The sequence below is a fragment of the Neotamlana sargassicola genome, assembly GCF_020523965.1.
GTDB lineage: Bacteria > Bacteroidota > Bacteroidia > Flavobacteriales > Flavobacteriaceae > Neotamlana > Neotamlana sargassicola.
Map to the genome: position 1 here is coordinate 63,723 of NZ_JAJAPX010000004.1, position 16,678 is coordinate 80,400.

Genomic DNA, 16,678 nt, shown 5'->3' on the forward strand with positions numbered 1-16,678 from the left:
GATTTTATAAGTTAAAAACCAAGCTATAAATCCATTTTTATTTAGCAAACAAAACCGCCTAAATTATACTATTAAAACTCAATAACTCTTAGAAAAACAATATTTAATTCGCTACCTCGCTAATAAACTTAATACGATATAAACGCAATTCCTCGTCGTCGTAATCGCCATCAAATTCGTCGATGGCAAGGTTTATATTATCTGACTCCGACTCCATAAAATATTCATGAATTTCTTCTTGTTGGTCTTCATCTAAAATATCGTCTATCCAATAATCTATATTAAGTTTAGTGCCAGAATAAACAATGGCTTCCATTTGTTTTATAAAATCGGCCATAGTTAACCCCTTCGCCGAAGCAATATCTTCGAGCGGTAACTTTCTATCGATATTCTGAATAATATATAACTTATTCGCAGAATTAGTTCCAGTAGATTTTACAACCAAATCGTCTGGTCTTACGATATCGTTGTCTTCAACATATTTTGCAATAAGCGCTACAAAATCTTTACCATATTTTTTTGCTTTACCATCGCCAACTCCATGAACATTACCTAGTTCGGATAACGAAATTGGGTATTTAAGTGCCATATCTTCCAGAGAAGGATCTTGAAAAATAACAAAAGGCGGAACACCAAGTTTCTTGGCATTTTTCTTTCTTAAATCCTTAAGCATCGACATTAAAACCTCATCGGCTACAGCACCTCCACTTTTTGTATTGGTTACAATGGCATCGTCTTGATTTTCTGTAAATTCATGGTCTTCGGTCATCATGAAAGACTTCGGGTTACTTATAAAAGCTTTACCTAAATCGGTTAATTTAATAACGCCATAGGTTTCAATATCTTTTCTTAAATGTCCCGAAACAAGTACTTGTCGCAGCAACGCCATCCAATACTTTTTTTCTTGATTTTTACCGGCACCAAAAAATGGTTGCTCATTGGTTTTGTGTGAGTTAATTAGTGCATTTTCGCTTCCTACTAATACGTTAACCAAATCTTTCGATTTGTATTTTTCGTTAGTATTGAAAACAGTTTCTATAAGCAGTTTAACTTCGTCTTTAGCTTCATGCTGCTTTTTAGGGTTTCTAACATTATCATCCATGTCGCCACCTTCGCCCGTTTCATTATCGAATTCTTCACCAAAATAATGCAAAATAAACTTTCTGCGTGAAACCGAAGTTTCTGCAAAAGCTACCATTTCCTGTAAAAGCGCTTGCCCAATCTCTTGCTCGGCAACAGGTTTACCCGACATAAATTTTTCGAGTTTTTCAATATCTTTATACGAATAATAAGCTAAACAATGGCCTTCGCCACCATCACGTCCTGCCCTACCCGTTTCTTGGTAATAACTTTCTATACTTTTGGGAATATCGTGATGAATTACAAAACGCACATCGGGCTTATCTATTCCCATACCAAAGGCTATAGTTGCTACAACAACATCTACATCTTCCATTAAAAATTTATCTTGATGACTAGATCTCGTTTTGGCATCTAAACCAGCATGATAAGGAACAGCGTTAATACCATTAACTTGAAGTACTTGTGCAAGTTCTTCAACACGTTTACGGCTCAAACAATATACAATGCCCGATTTACCTTCGTTTTGCTTTATAAAACGAATAATGTCGGCATCAACCGTTTTAGTTTTAGGTCTTACTTCATAAAATAAATTAGGTCTGTTAAAAGACGCTTTAAACGTATTTGCTCCAGAAATTCCTAAATTTTTTATAATATCTTCTTGAACTTTTGGCGTAGCCGTAGCAGTTAAACCAATAATAGGAATGTTATCACCAATACGTGCAATTATACTTCTTAAATTTCGATATTCTGGCCTAAAATCGTGCCCCCACTCACTTATACAATGGGCTTCGTCAATGGCCAAAAACGAAATTTTAACCGACCTTAAAAAATCGACATTTTCATCTTTAGTAAGCGACTCTGGAGCCACATAAAGCAATTTAGTTACTCCGTTTACAATATCTTCTTTAACACGTTTAACTTCTGTTTTATTGAGAGATGAGTTTAAAACATGTGCTATACCTTCTTGGTTAGAAACACCTCGAATGGCATCAACTTGGTTTTTCATTAAAGCAATTAAAGGAGATACAACAATAGCCGTACCTTCCTGCATTAACGCCGGAAGCTGGTAACACAAGGATTTACCACCACCAGTAGGCATTATTACAAACGTATGCTTTCCTGATAATATACTTTCTACAACATTTTCTTGAAGACCTTTAAATTTACTAAACCCAAAATATTTTTTAAGTGAAGCTTGTAAGTCAGTTTTGTCTACAGACATGAATTGTTTAAATTAATTTAACGTTTAATTACAAAATGTACTATGAAATTAAATAATACATTTGAAGAACCCTCATAGTTTTTTTCGTTAGTTTTGTATCGAAAATCTAATTTACATAAAAATTAAATTTGTGCATCTATAAAGATAACAAAATCTTTAAAAACGCAATAAAATATTAAACTTTGAACGATAAAACATCAATTGTTGATATAGCCAAACGCACTATTGAAGCCGAAGCAAATGCTATTTTAAATCTTTCGAAATTAGTTACTAAAGACTTTGAAGCGGCTGTAAAACTTATATACAACTCTAAAGGTCGCGTGATTATAACCGGAGTAGGTAAAAGTGCCATTATTGCTAGTAAAATTGTAGCTACGCTAAACTCTACTGGCACTCCTGCCGTTTACATGCACGCGGCCGATGCTATACATGGCGATTTAGGACTTATTTTAAAAGACGACGTTGTTATTTGCATTTCTAAAAGTGGTAATACACCAGAAATTAAGGTTCTAGTTCCGTTAATAAAACGTGGTGAAAATAGCATGATTGCCATGACGGGAAATAAAAACTCCTTTCTGGCAAAACAAGCACAATATGTTTTAGACACTTTTGTTGAAAAGGAAGCCTGCCCAAATAATTTAGCGCCAACCACAAGTACTACGGCACAATTAGTTATGGGTGATGCTCTAGCTATTTCGTTATTAAATTTACGCGGCTTTTCAAGCGAAGATTTTGCAAAATACCATCCAGGTGGCGCTTTAGGCAAAAAACTATATTTACGAGTAAAAGATATTTCGACTGAAAACCAAAAACCTCAAGTAAGTGGAGATACAAACATAAAAAATGTTATTGTAGAAATTTCGGCTAAAATGTTAGGTGTTACTGCTGTTGTTGAAAATGATAAAATTATTGGCATTATTACCGATGGCGATTTACGTAGAATGCTTAGTAAAACCGATGATTTTTCCATGCTTACGGCAAAAGATATTATGGGTAAAAACCCAAAAACCATAAATATTGATGCTATGGCAGTTGATGCTTTAGAAACCATGGAAATTCACGACATTACCCAATTATTAGTAGAAGATAATGGTAAATATGCCGGTATTGTACATTTACACGATTTAATAAAAGAAGGAATAATTTAATGGCTCAAAAAAACATAAACGAGATGTCGTTTCTCGATCATCTTGAAGATTTACGCTGGCACTTAATTCGTATTTGCATTGCAGTTATTATTGTGGCAACTTTAGCCTTTATTTTTAGTCGATTTATTTTCGACGATATCATTTTTGCTCCGTTAAAAATGACATTTCCAACATATCACTTTTTATGTGAGATGGCCACTTTTATTAATATCGATACCACATTTTGCGCCGAAGAAATACCAATGATTATTCAAAACCGTACTATGGCAGGACAATTTTCGGCCGATATATGGACGGCTATTTTGGGTGGTTTTATTATTTCGTTTCCATATGTAATTTATCAGCTTTGGCATTTTATTAGCCCTGGATTACACGAAAACGAACGTAAACATTCACGCGGTTTTATTATTATTTCTTCGCTTCTATTTTTTATTGGTGTGTTGTTTGGGTATTATATTGTAACACCGCTATCTATTAACTTTTTAGCGAATTATAGTGTTTCAGAAGTCGTAGATAACCAAATAGATATTAGTTCTTATATTGCTTTGGTAAGATCATCGGCATTAGCATCTGGTTTAATTTTCGAGTTACCAATCATCATTTATTTTTTAACCAAAGTTGGCTTGGTAACCCCAGAAATCTTAAAAACCTACCGAAAATATGCTTTGGTTATTGTTTTAATTCTTTCTGCAATTATAACACCACCAGATATTGCAAGCCAAGTAATTGTTGCTATTCCTATTTTAATATTATATCAGGTTAGTATTTACATTTCTAAAATAGTTGTTAGAAATCAGCGTAAAGCAGAAAAAAGCCTCAAATAATTAATTAATTTTTACGTTATTGTAATTATGATTTTAAGAGCCGATAATTTAATGAAGTCCTACAACGGACGAAAAGTTGTAAAAGATGTTTCACTTAAAGTAGAACAAGGTGAAATTGTTGGACTATTAGGACCTAATGGAGCTGGAAAAACAACATCGTTTTACATGATTGTTGGACTTATTAAACCTAATGGTGGCCATATTTTTCTAGATAACACAGAAATTACAAAATACCCCATGTACAAGCGTGCACAAAATGGTATTGGCTACTTAGCTCAAGAAGCTTCAGTTTTTAGAAAATTAAGTATTGAAGATAATATTTTAAGCGTTTTACAACTTACAAAACTTAGCAAGAAGGAGCAATTGCATAAAATGGAATCGTTAATTGAAGAGTTTAGTCTTGGCCATATTAGAAAAAACCGAGGCGATTTACTTTCTGGTGGCGAACGTAGACGTACAGAAATTGCTCGTGCTTTGGCGACCGACCCTAGTTTTATTTTATTAGATGAACCTTTTGCCGGTGTAGACCCAGTTGCTGTTGAAGACATTCAACGTATTGTTGCACAACTTACTAAAAAGAATATTGGTATTTTAATTACAGACCATAACGTACAGGAAACTCTAGCAATTACCGACAGAACATATTTAATGTTTGAGGGTAGTATTCTTAAAGCTGGTGAACCGGAAGAATTAGCCAACGACGAAATGGTTAGAAAAGTTTATTTAGGTCAAAACTTCGAGCTTCGTAAAAAGAAAATTAGAGACTAAATTCATTACTTTATTATGAAATTAAACGAAATCTATTTTTACATGATTTTGTTTCTATTTCAAATTTTTAGCCTAGTCATTCTAACTTGCAGCGAAGATTTAAAAGAGAAAAAACATCTGTTTAATTACACAAAAGTTGCTCTTTTTATGTTTTCCATTGGCTGTATTATGGAAATCTTCAACTGGAACTATTTACAAAATTTTGAATGCATTTTTTTCACGGCGCTTCCTCTGGTACTTATTATTATTTTGAAATTCATTTCAATTTCATTTGAAAAAATATTTAAAAAAGAACCTTTTCAACTTTACAAAAACGTATTATCCGATGGTATTTGGGTGAAAAACAGAGGTAACTTTAAAAAGCATCATTTTTATTATTCCTTTTATTCTTTAACCATTTTATTAGTACCAATTTGCTTTTTAACTTTATTATATACTGTTTTATTCAAATAAAAAAGCGTTTATCTGCAATAAGGTTTAACTTCTATATAAATTCAATTAAATTTGTTTACCAAAAGCAAAAAAGCTCACCATTTACTGTGAGCTTTTTTTTAAAATATGATATCTAATTTTTACTTACCTTTTTGCTGTTCTGCCAACAGTTTCTTTTGGTATCGGCCTTGAACCACATCTACAACAATAAGTACAAATAATACAAAATAAAAGGTTGTTTTACTCATTGGCACTATGTGGTTTCCAAATAATTCTAAATGCGCTAAGTGTCCGCCCTCGGTAACTAGCATTATTCCAACTATAAATAAAATGAATAAACCAAGAACTTCGTACATGCGATTTTTAGCTAAAAATACCGAAATTTTATCGGCAAGAAGTAACATTAATAATCCACTACAAACAATAGCTATTGCCATAATTATAAACGCGGTTGTGTTATTTTCAATATCGCTAGTTAACCCGATAGCTGCTAAAATAGAATCGAACGAAAACACTAAATTCATAATAACAATACTAGTAATAACGGCATTCGCTGATTTTTTGCTTTTTGAATCACCATCTTCAACATGATTATCAAAATCTTTTATAGAAATCATATGCCAAATTTCTTTAATGGCTGTGTAAATTATAAATCCGCCACCAGCTAAAACAATTAAGCTGTGCCCATTGAACGCAAATTTTGCAATGTCTTTTATTTCGGCTGTTAAAAAAGAAAAAGGCTCTTGAAAAAAATCGATTACAGAAACTAATACAAAAAGCAAAACAATACGCAATGCAATGGCTATTAAAATCCCCTTTTTTCTAACAGATTTTTGTTGGTCTTCGGGAGCTTTTTTACTTTCTAAAGAAATATACAACAGGTTATCGAACCCTAATACTGCTTGCAACATAACAAGCATTAAAAGTGTAAAAATGTTTTCTAACATAAATGGCTTTTATTTTGATGAAAAATTATTTAAAACTGAAAGACTAATATATAGTAAAATGATTAATGGAATGGCTGCAAATTGTAAAACAATTATTAAAACTACACTAAGCAAAAGAAACACGTATCGTGTTACATTATTTGTAAAACTGTAATCCTTAAATTTTAAAGCAAACAATTTAATATTTGAATTTAGCAAATAACAGCTCAGTATAGTTATTCCAAAAAGAAACCATTTATTTAGAATTATAGCATTCATGGCGTCGCTATTTTGATATTCTAAAATTAAAGGCAGCGATACAATTAATAGAGCATTTGCAGGGGTTGGCAACCCTTTAAAATAGCTCTGCTGCTCATCGTCAATATTAAATTTTGCTAAGCGGTACGCCGAAGCTAAGGTAATTGCTAAACCAAAATAAGGTACTAAATGGTACTCGTCCCAACTTAATTCGGCAATTTGCAACAATTTATAAACTACCAAACCGGGAACTAAACCACTTGTAACAACATCGGCAAGAGAATCTAACTGAAGCCCTAATGCGCTCTGTGCGTTAAGTATTCTTGCTGCAAAGCCATCAAAAAAATCGAAAAATATACCTAAAAACACAAAAAGTGCAGCCGTAACAAAGTGATTATTAATTACAAAAATTACCGCAATGCATCCACAAAATAAATTTAATAAAGTTATGGCGTTTGGTATGGCTTTTTTCATCTAAGTAATTTTTAGGATTGTAAAAATAGTAAACAAATTTCGTCTAAAACAATAACTAGAAAAAATTCAAGTTTATAGGTTTAAATATTATGTGCATCTTTGTAAAAAATTAGCATTGAAAACTAACATAACCGTATTTTTAATAGTAATATCTACACTAGTTTATAGCCAAACAACTAGAAAATATTCAAACGAGTTTATGAATATTGGTGTTGATGCTGCTGCATTGGGAATGAGTAACGCTGTTACTTCTCACTCTGCCGATGTAAATTCTGGTTATTGGAATCCGGCAGGATTATTAAAACTTGAAGACAACCAATTAGCTTTAATGCATTCCAGTTACTTCGCTAATATTGCCAACTACGATTATATTGCTTATGCTATGCCTTTAGACAGACAAAGTGCTGTTGGAATTTCGTTAATTCGTTTTGCTGTAGATGACATTTTAAACACTACACAACTTATTGATGATGAAGGCAATATAAATTACGATAGAATTAGCCTTTTTTCTACTGCCGATTACGGATTCACCATTTCGTACGCCAGAGCTTTACCGCTTAACGGATTAAATTACGGCGTAAATGCAAAAATTATAAGACGTATTATTGGCGATTTTGCATCGTCATGGGGATTTGGTTTAGATGCCGGTATTCAATTTGAATCCAACAATAATTGGAAATTTGGTATTATGGCTCGTGATATTACAACCACTTTTAATGCTTGGGCTATTGACGAAGAAGAATTTGCTACAGTGCAAGATGCGGTTGAAGGCCAAAACCAAGAATTACCAGAAACTACCGAAATTACAATTCCTAAATTACAAATTGGTGTATCTAAATTAGTTGATTTTAATTATGACTATACGCTGTTAACAGCATTTAACCTTAATGTTAGATTTGAAGAAAACAACGATATAATTTCAACTTCGGTTGCGAGTATAAATCCGGCTTTAGGATTCGAGTTTGGTTATATCGATATGGTTTACCTACGCGCAGGAATGGGCAATTTTCAAAATGAATTACAAATCGATAATACCCAACAATTAAGCTTTCAGCCAACATTTGGACTAGGTTTTAAATACAGTGGCATACAAATAGATTATGCCTTTACCGATATTGGGGACCAAAGTGTGGCGTTATACTCTAACGTGTTTTCCCTAAAGCTCGATTTTAGTATGTTTAGATAAACGAAAATTAATTTTAATGAAGAAAACTCTACTGCTTTTATTTACTTTTTACCTGTTTAATGCCAGTTTTGGGCAAAATTTAACTTTAACAAATCAAGCAGAAATTAGCGTTTTAACGGTTGGTCCTGGTAGTAATTTAAGCGATGCCTTTGGCCATAGCGCTTTTAGAATTAAAGATCCAGCATTACAACTAGATGTAACATATGGTTATGGTGAATACGATTTTGATGCCCCAAACTTTTATTTAAAATTTGCTCAAGGAAAACTTAATTACCTTATTAGTAAAACTAACTTTAATAGGTTTTATTTAATTTATCGAGATTATTACAACCGGTCGTTAAAAGAACAAGTTTTAAACCTAAAACAACATCAAAAACAAGCGCTTTATAATTATTTAGTAAACAATTATAAACCAGAAAACAGGGCTTATTTATACGATTTCTTTTTCGATAATTGTGCGACTAAAATTAAAGATGTTGCACAAACAAACACAAACAATAGCATCGTTTTTAACCTTCCTGAAAACTATACTGAAGCCACTTTTAGAAGCCTCATTCAAGAAAATTTAAACCGAAACACTTGGGGAAGTTTAGGAATAGATATCGCCTTAGGAAGCGTAATCGATCAAACCGCTACTCCAGAAGAACACATGTTTCTTCCAAAAAACATACATCTATTTTTTGAAAATGCCACCATCAATAATGGAATGCCTTTAGTAAAAGAAAGTCATTTACTTTTCGAACAAAAACCTACAAAAGGCACCGATTCATTAATTACAAGCCCTTTGTTTGTTCTGGGAATTATTAGTTTGTTTATAATTATAATTACTTATAAAGACTTTAAAAATAATAGACAAAGCAAATGGTTAGACATTAGTTTGTTTATTATTACAGGGTTGGTTGGCGTGCTAATTTTACTTCTTTGGTTTGCGACAAACCACCAAAGTACTCAAAACAATTATAATTTATTGTGGGCATTTGCTTTAAACCTTTTTGTTGTTGGGCAGTTTTTTAAAAAGAAAATAAGCTCTTGGTTTAAAAGCTATATTAAGTTTTTAATTATTATGTTATGCCTTTTAACCTTACATTGGGTTATTGGAGTTCAAGTATTTGCTATTGCTCTGCTTCCTGTACTAATTGCTTTAGCTATTCGATATTTATTTCTATCGCAACATTATTCTAGACTGTAGACTGTTGTCTGTTGTCTGTTGTTTGCTTTATGTTGATTGTTGACAATACTAACAACTAACAACTAACAACTAACAACTAACAACTAACAACTAACAACTAACAACTAACAAAACTACCTTATTGCCCCCGAAAGTAAATAACAGTACTAAAGGTTTTAATTAAGATGATAAAATCCAACAAAAAGCTTCTGTGCTTTATATAATACAAATCGTATTGCAGTTTTAATAAACTATCATCTACACTAGAGCCATAGCGAGTCATTACCTGTGCCCAACCTGTTAAACCTGGTTTTACAATGTGTCTTGTTTCGTAAAATGGTAACATTTGAGACAGCTCTTTAACAAAAAATGGACGTTCAGGTCTGGGGCCTATAAAACTCATATCACCACGTAAAATATTTAAAAATTGAGGCATTTCGTCTAAACGAGAATATCTTAAAAATTTTCCGAAAGGCGTAATTCTTGTATCGCCTTTTTGTGCCCAAACCGCGCCTTTAGTTTCGGCATTTTCAATCATGGTTCGGTATTTAATTATTTTAAACATTTTACCATTTTTACCCACACGCTCTTGCGTATAAAACAATCTTCCACGATTGCCAAAAGTATTTCCTATTAAAATAAGTGGTAAAAAAAGTAAGGCTACACCAACACCAATAAAAGAAACTACCAAATCGAACATACGATGAAAAAACAAGTACAACTTATTTTGATTGCTCCTGCTAAACGGGAAATACTTATAAAAATCTTTCCCAACAAATTGCACTGGTACACGTTGCGTTAATTCTTCGTAAACCTGGGTATATTCTTTTATTGGAAACCCCGACTCTAACAACCTAATTAATGTATAATAAATATCGGATGTTATATTTTCAGAATTATAACTTGCAATAACAATTTCTCCAACATTTTCCCTAGTTATTACGTCATGAATTTGATCTGGATTATATTCTTTTATCCCTTTAAATTTAATCGATTCTTGGTTATCCATTTCACAATTAATAAAGCCCACAATTTTATAATTAGGATCAGACTTTTTAAAAGCTTCAATAATGGTTTGAATATTCGAAATTTCACCTATAACAAGTACCCTTTTAAAAAATCGTTGTGATTCTATAAAATTGCTGTAAATAAATCGCCATGCAAATAAGGCCAACAGCATGGAAAAAAAGAAGAACACAATTTGCAGTCGGTTATCTGGTAATTCCGGCGTAAAAAACGGTGTTAAAAGATAAAACAATACGGTAATGGAAACCGTAAAGAAAATACTTGATGATATTTTTTCAATTTTACTTGATTTTTGTAAATCGTACATCTCGAAAATGCTTCCAAATACCGAAACATAAATAATTAAAACCACTACCCATGCCCATTTATCTTGGGTTATTGTAAAATAATCAAAAGCAAAAGTATTACTCACAAAAAATAAGAAAAACAGTATAAATAACACATCGAAAACGCGTAATAAAATTTTACGCTCAGAAAGATTAAAATGTATACTGCTTTTCGCCATTAATTAGAGTTGGTTTTAATAAGTAAAGATAAATAAGTTATATAATAGTTTAAAATTATTCAAGAAGATTAGCCCATTGTTTTTTAATCTTTTCCCAGTTAAAACCTTCAACATAACTCCTGGCATTAACACCCAACTGGCAAGCGTAACTTGAATTTAAACGAAACAAATTAATATAATTTACAAACGGTTCAACGTTGTTTGGTTCAACTAAAACTCCTGTTTTTTCATGCTGAATTAAATAAGGCAAACCACCAACATTAGTAGATATAACAGGTAAACCGAGCGCCATAGCTTCAATAACACTCACAGGCATATTATCGAAATTTGTAGTATTTATAAAGATGTTATATTCCTTTGAAAGGGCAATCCATTCCTTCTTGGTTAACTTTCCTGTAAACGTTACGTTTAATTTTTGGCTTTTAGCGAACTGCCGCGCATCATTTAAACTACCATCAACATCTGGTCCAACCATACAAAGCGATGCGTCTATACCTTCAAGCTTTAACGATTTTAAAATTTTTATAGCTAATAACGGATTGTAAATTTTAGAAAACGCTCGTACCCAAAGCAATTTCACCTCCTTAAATTGCCTTTTTTTAAAAGGATAATTATCAATTTCGATAGCATTTGGAATATTCGTGACATTGTTAAAACCAAAAGTTTTAAACTGACTTCCCAAATAAGCTGAAGGAGCCACATTTACATAGGCATTATTAAAAATGAATTTTGATAATTTAGGTGATGTTTTTAAACGATTTGGCAATTTACCACCATGTAAAATAGGAATATATTTAAGTTTAAAAATTCTACAAAGGGCACTCACTAAAAAGGCATAGTAAAAATTTAGAGTGCTGTAAGTATCGATAAGAACATAATTGGCCGATTTTCGATTTTTGAAACATACATAAAGCATGTGAAATAATCGTAAGATTATATTTTTTTTGTGTGACGCAGATGTTACCTTAAATCCTTCGTCAAATAAGCGTTTTGACAATACATCGATTGAAGACAAATTAGCCTTAGAAGCTTTACTCACTTTATTTCCTATGTAAACAATATGCCTCACGAATTCCCAGTATTTTTCACCAGCTTGGTTGCAGGTGATTTATTTACACGTTTCGATTTAAACCTAACATCAAGCAAACATAGCCCATACACAAAAGCCGGAGCTGCAATACGCATTGCCGAGTGATTTACTGTTAAAAACCAAAATAAGTAAAAGGAATAAAAGAATACGTTATTCTTATTTTTAAATCGAAAAAGCATCGGAGCTAATAACAAAATTGAAAAAGCAAAAACACCAAATAAACCATGTTCTGCTAAAATTCTACTTACCTCGTTATGGGAAGCTGCTAGAAGTCCTTCTTTCTGTTCGCGCAAAATCTTTATTTTTCCAACTCCAACCCCAAAAACAGGATTGTTTAAAAACTCATTAAACTCAAACGATATTAAATCACTCCGTCCTGTTGTAACATCTTCTTTTTCTCTACCTAAAGCGTCTCGGTTTGCGTATCTATTTTCAATTAAACCTCCTGTTTGTAAAGACGAAATTAACCAAACCGATAAAGCCAAGGCTGTAAAAATAACAACTAACCTTGTAATTCTAAATTTAGCTTTTATGTTAACTTTTCTGAAATAGAAAAATAAATAAGCCGCAATCATAAACAACGCTGTTAAAATACCACCACGGCTAAAGGTAACAACACCTCTAAAACTCATGGCCGCCAAAAGTACACCCGAAATAATTTTAAGAAATAGGTTGGGAGATAACATAAAAAAACGAGCCGTAAGCACAAACATTCCTAAACCCAAAACAGTTGATACTTGATTGGGGCCAAAACCACCAGAAGCAGCAAAATTCGATCCGGTACCAGTAACAGTTGCTCTTACATCTGGTGTGTAAAAAAACAAATAAATAGTCATAGACACTAACGGTAATGCCATATATAACAAGACTTTATTTAAATTTTGAAAGCTAATTTTTCGCTTATAACAAAATAAAGCAACAATACCTAAACAAACGGGGCCACTAAGGTTAAAGGCTATGTCGGTTCTTAAATTAGACCCTGGACTAGAGTTAAGTCCGGCTACAATAATACCAGGTAGCAGCAAAAACAAATACATGATATACCCAATAGGCTGACTTGGCAATCTGGTAGTAAAAAGTCCCATAAACACAAACAAAATAACCAAATATTTAGACGCTTCGTACAAGAAATTTCCACCAGTCATTCTAATAAAAACTTCTGAACCTACAACATATGCGCATGCCAACAAAACTTGCACTGGTTTTTGAGAAGGTTTTGCTGTTAAAATTTGATTTGCAAAATACACGCAAATTGCAAACAAATACACTTTAGATAAAAAGGAAACTGCATAAATAGCTAAACCCAATAACACATGAAACCCTATTTTTTTTATGTAACTAAAATTGTTCAATAAAGAATTTGTTTATACGTGTTTATTATTGTTTTAATTTGAAAATTCTCAGAATAATTTGCTTCAACATGTTTTGAAAATGCAGCGCTATGTTCTAATCGCAAAGCTTTATTTTCTATGTACAGCAAAATTGCTTTTGATAGCTCTTCAACTGAATTAGGATAAACTAAACTACCGTTTATTTTATTTGAAACCACATTTCCTATTTCACCAACATGGGTTGCCACAACAGCTAAGTTAGCAATACCATACTCTAAAAGTGCAATGGGTAACCCTTCAGATACTGAAGACAGCACTCCTATTTCACACTGTTTTAAAATATTATAAACGTCCGGTTTTTGTTTATATAAAAACACATTATTCTCAATATCTTGCTTTTGCATCTCAGATTTAACCGTATTGAAATAATCGTTGTTAAAACTTTTACCGATACAATGTAATGTCCAATTTTTATGTGTTTCTGAAACTTTTTTAAATGCTTTAATAAGCGTAATATGATCTTTTTGTTCTCTAAAATTAGCTAAACACACCACTCGTTTTCCCGTTTCTCCTTTTAATTCGGTTATTTTTAACGTCGTATTCAAAGTTCCGAAATTAGGCAAATATGATACTTTTTTATGTTTTAAATTCGTTTTTATCCAAATTTCTAAAGTGGTATTTACTGCAAAAATATGAGAAAACAATTTTGAACATACTTTTAAAACATTATGTTTTCGTTCGCTTAAAAACTCGGCATTTCCATAATGATCATGCCATACTATTTTTAAACTTTTATTAAACATCCTTATTATGCTAGCTAAGAAAAAAGAGGAAGAATGCGCATGAATAATTTGAATTTGATTCGTTTTTATATACGAAATCATTTTTTTTATAGCAGTAATATCTATCGCTTTTGTTTTGCCAAGAAAAAGATAATGAACATCTGGGTTAATTTCATTTTTTAATAAACCTTCTTTTCGTGTTGCACAAATGGCAGAAAATTTAGTTTCTTTAGCTAATGCATTGGCTAAATTAACAGCAACACGTTCTGCTCCACCAGTATCTAAAGAATCTATTAATTGTAAAACCCGCATTTATACTTGTAATAATTTAACAATTTCGGCTTCAAAGGTATTTAAAGTATAGTTTTGCGACCATTTATATGCTAATTTAGACATTTCTTGAAGTTCTGTGGGTGTATTTAAAAGCGATTCAATTTTATTGGCTGCAGATTTTTCATCGGGACTAATTAAAATACCACGATTACCTTCGTCTAACATATAAGGCACACAAGAAATTGTGGTTGAAATAGGAATCGCTCCAAAAAACATAGCTTCAGCCAAAGCTTTTGGCCATCCTTCAGATTTTGAAGGTAATAGTAAAAAATGAGCTTCCTTTAAAGCTTCCTTTACAACATTTTTATCTCGATTTCCTAATAGTTTGATATGATCTGATAAACCTTGTGCTTGAATATAAAGTTGTAATTCTTCTTTTAAAATGCCTTCGCCATACAAATCGAAAGACACATTGAATCCTTTTTTAATTAACAATGCAACAATTTTTATCGCTAATAACGGACGTTTCCCGGACACTAAACTGCCTAAAAAGACAAATTTTAAACCGTAAGTATATTGGCGAATTAATGGTGCTTCAATTTCATTTTCTTTAAAAGTCGCCGTGAAAAAAGGTTTAATATTTTTAGTTTGCTTCGGCCATTTTCCATACACCAAAACCTGTATATTTTTGGTTAAAAAAGTATTACTTAAAATACGCTTTTGAAGTCTATAACTTAATGGTTGTTTGGACTTTGGATCCCAATTCCCCGCATATTTTGCTGTTTTAGGTATTTTAGGAAAAACCATTTGTACCAAACAGCCAAACAACCCAATATTTCCAGGGCATCGCAAATGTAAATGATTGGCTTTTTTACTTGCTTTAAAAATGGCCCATACAATTTTAGGCATTTTAAATATTGCAAAAAAGGCATGCTTTAAACTTGTAAACTGAATGGCAGGAATTTCTACAAACTTTATATTTTTATGCTGATATGCTATATCAATATCAGAAATAGCTTCAGACGTTTTTGGTGCAACAATAATAACTTCATCTACATGTTTTAACCAAATATTCATCTCTCGCACATACGGAGCATAGCCCAAAATGACTTGACCTTGAAATTTGTGTTTAACATGTGTGATGATTACGAAAGTCATTGTTATTATTCAGATAATTCGGTAACTTTTAAAATACGCGCCAAATAGTTTTTAGGATGGATATAATTTTTACTCCAAATAAAATTAGCTTCACACATTTTTAAATAGTTTTTATTTTGCAACAAATACTCAATTTTATCGGGAATTTCGTTGTAAGCCGAACGAGAAGATACTTTTGAATAATTTACACCTTCATAAAAATCATCAATACAAACGTTTAAAGGTGTTGTTACAACTGCTTTACCAAATAGTAAATACTCTCCAATTTTCCAACCTGGAGTATTTTTTAAACCATCGTCCGCAATACCTATATTAAATTTCGACAATTTTTTTAAATAACTCTTTTTATCCGATTTTGAAGGTGGCAATACTAAATCTGAGGCTAATTTATTTGATAAATCATCTGCATACAAACCAACCTCCACGTTGTTAAATTCCTTTTTTAATATTCTACACGCATTAATTCTAAATTCATTTTGTAACATTCTCCGCTCTTTTTCATCAGGGTTAGGATTATTATCTGGGTTCCATAATCGGGTATAATAAATGATGTTTCCACCAAAATCGGAAACTGTTTTAGGATAATTTTTAATATCAAGAGTTCCATGCCCTGAGTTTGTAAACCAACCAAAAATATCTAAAACTCTACCGATCTCTGTTCTATTAAATTTATGAAACACCAAATCTTTATTTAATTTTAACAAAAGCTGATAGCTTTTATAAGCGAGAGGAACATTAAAATTTAATGGATGTACATTTAAGGACTGATCCCTTTTTAACAACGAACGCTTAAAATAATAGTCGAAATTATCTGAAGCATCAATAAACTTTGTATCATCAGAATAATCGAAAAGAATAGTGTTATTATGTACCGTTAATTTAGCCGAATTGTATTTAATTTTAGGGTTATACGAAATATTAACCCCTATTTTGTTCGCTCTACAATAGTAAAAATAAGAATATACTAAATGCGTTAAATGGTGTGTCCAAACGGATAGTTCTAATTTCATAAATAATTAATAAC

General features: G+C 31.9%; 14 protein-coding genes. 5 read left to right on the top strand and 9 right to left on the bottom strand.

Annotated features, from left to right (window positions below; translation table 11 throughout):
- Window positions 1-103: 103 nt before the first annotated feature.
- Window positions 104-2,305: a DNA helicase RecQ gene (gene recQ, locus LG651_RS10590; protein ID WP_226696100.1), complete on the bottom strand. Its 2,202-nt coding sequence runs from the start codon at window positions 2,303-2,305 to the stop codon at window positions 104-106.
- Window positions 2,306-2,487: 182 nt separating this feature from the next.
- Between recQ and LG651_RS10595 the strand changes: the two genes are divergently transcribed.
- The 3 genes from LG651_RS10595 to lptB are packed head-to-tail and all read left to right on the top strand — an operon-like array spanning window position 2,488 to window position 5,045.
- Window positions 2,488-3,453: a KpsF/GutQ family sugar-phosphate isomerase gene (locus tag LG651_RS10595; RefSeq protein WP_226696101.1), complete on the top strand. Its 966-nt coding sequence runs from the start codon at window positions 2,488-2,490 to the stop codon at window positions 3,451-3,453.
- Window positions 3,453-4,277 (top strand): twin-arginine translocase subunit TatC, encoded by an 825-nt coding sequence (gene tatC, locus LG651_RS10600; protein ID WP_226696102.1) that lies wholly within the window; start codon window positions 3,453-3,455, stop codon window positions 4,275-4,277. The genes LG651_RS10595 and tatC overlap by 1 nt, the downstream gene beginning before the upstream one ends.
- Window positions 4,278-4,304: 27 nt before the next feature.
- Window positions 4,305-5,045 carry an LPS export ABC transporter ATP-binding protein gene (gene lptB / locus LG651_RS10605; protein WP_226696103.1) on the top strand — a complete coding sequence of 247 codons (741 nt, stop codon included), beginning with the start codon at window positions 4,305-4,307 and terminating at the stop codon, window positions 5,043-5,045.
- A 572-nt stretch (window positions 5,046-5,617) separates the two neighbouring features.
- On the opposite strand, the gene LG651_RS10610 is transcribed toward lptB, so the two are convergent.
- Both LG651_RS10610 and LG651_RS10615 read right to left on the bottom strand, forming a co-directional pair.
- Window positions 5,618-6,424 (bottom strand): TerC family protein, encoded by an 807-nt coding sequence (locus LG651_RS10610; protein WP_226696104.1) that lies wholly within the window; start codon window positions 6,422-6,424, stop codon window positions 5,618-5,620.
- A gap of 9 nt (window positions 6,425-6,433) precedes the next feature.
- A complete protein-coding gene (locus LG651_RS10615; protein WP_226696105.1) occupies window positions 6,434-7,135 on the bottom strand; it encodes a CDP-alcohol phosphatidyltransferase family protein in 702 nt (233 codons plus the stop codon).
- A gap of 115 nt (window positions 7,136-7,250) precedes the next feature.
- Here LG651_RS10615 and LG651_RS10620 point away from each other — a divergent pair, with 115 nt between their 5' ends.
- Both LG651_RS10620 and LG651_RS10625 read left to right on the top strand, forming a co-directional pair.
- Window positions 7,251-8,321 carry a putative type IX sorting system protein PorV2 gene (locus LG651_RS10620; RefSeq protein ID WP_226696106.1) on the top strand — a complete coding sequence of 357 codons (1,071 nt, stop codon included), beginning with the start codon at window positions 7,251-7,253 and terminating at the stop codon, window positions 8,319-8,321.
- Window positions 8,322-8,337: 16 nt separating this feature from the next.
- Window positions 8,338-9,510 carry a lipoprotein N-acyltransferase Lnb domain-containing protein gene (locus tag LG651_RS10625; protein ID WP_226696107.1) on the top strand — a complete coding sequence of 391 codons (1,173 nt, stop codon included), beginning with the start codon at window positions 8,338-8,340 and terminating at the stop codon, window positions 9,508-9,510.
- Between the two features lie 118 nt (window positions 9,511-9,628).
- Here LG651_RS10625 and LG651_RS10630 read toward each other — a convergent pair whose 3' ends face one another.
- Genes LG651_RS10630 through LG651_RS10655 form a run of 6 tightly spaced genes read right to left on the bottom strand, consistent with a single transcriptional unit; the run spans window position 9,629 to window position 16,664 of the window.
- Window positions 9,629-11,020: an exopolysaccharide biosynthesis polyprenyl glycosylphosphotransferase gene (locus tag LG651_RS10630; RefSeq protein WP_226696108.1), complete on the bottom strand. Its 1,392-nt coding sequence runs from the start codon at window positions 11,018-11,020 to the stop codon at window positions 9,629-9,631.
- 55 nt (window positions 11,021-11,075) lie between these two features.
- Window positions 11,076-12,089 carry a glycosyltransferase family 4 protein gene (locus LG651_RS10635; RefSeq protein ID WP_226696109.1) on the bottom strand — a complete coding sequence of 338 codons (1,014 nt, stop codon included), beginning with the start codon at window positions 12,087-12,089 and terminating at the stop codon, window positions 11,076-11,078.
- Window positions 12,086-13,462: an O-antigen ligase family protein gene (locus LG651_RS10640; RefSeq protein WP_226696110.1), complete on the bottom strand. Its 1,377-nt coding sequence runs from the start codon at window positions 13,460-13,462 to the stop codon at window positions 12,086-12,088. Before LG651_RS10640 ends, LG651_RS10635 begins: the two co-directional genes overlap by 4 nt.
- A complete protein-coding gene (locus tag LG651_RS10645; protein WP_226696111.1) occupies window positions 13,459-14,535 on the bottom strand; it encodes a glycosyltransferase in 1,077 nt (358 codons plus the stop codon). Before LG651_RS10645 ends, LG651_RS10640 begins: the two co-directional genes overlap by 4 nt.
- Window positions 14,536-15,654, bottom strand: a complete 1,119-nt coding sequence (locus LG651_RS10650) for a glycosyltransferase family 4 protein (protein WP_226696112.1) — start codon at window positions 15,652-15,654, stop codon at window positions 14,536-14,538.
- Window positions 15,655-15,659: 5 nt separating this feature from the next.
- Window positions 15,660-16,664 (bottom strand): hypothetical protein, encoded by a 1,005-nt coding sequence (locus tag LG651_RS10655; RefSeq protein WP_226696113.1) that lies wholly within the window; start codon window positions 16,662-16,664, stop codon window positions 15,660-15,662.
- Between the last annotated feature and the right edge of the window lie 14 nt (window positions 16,665-16,678).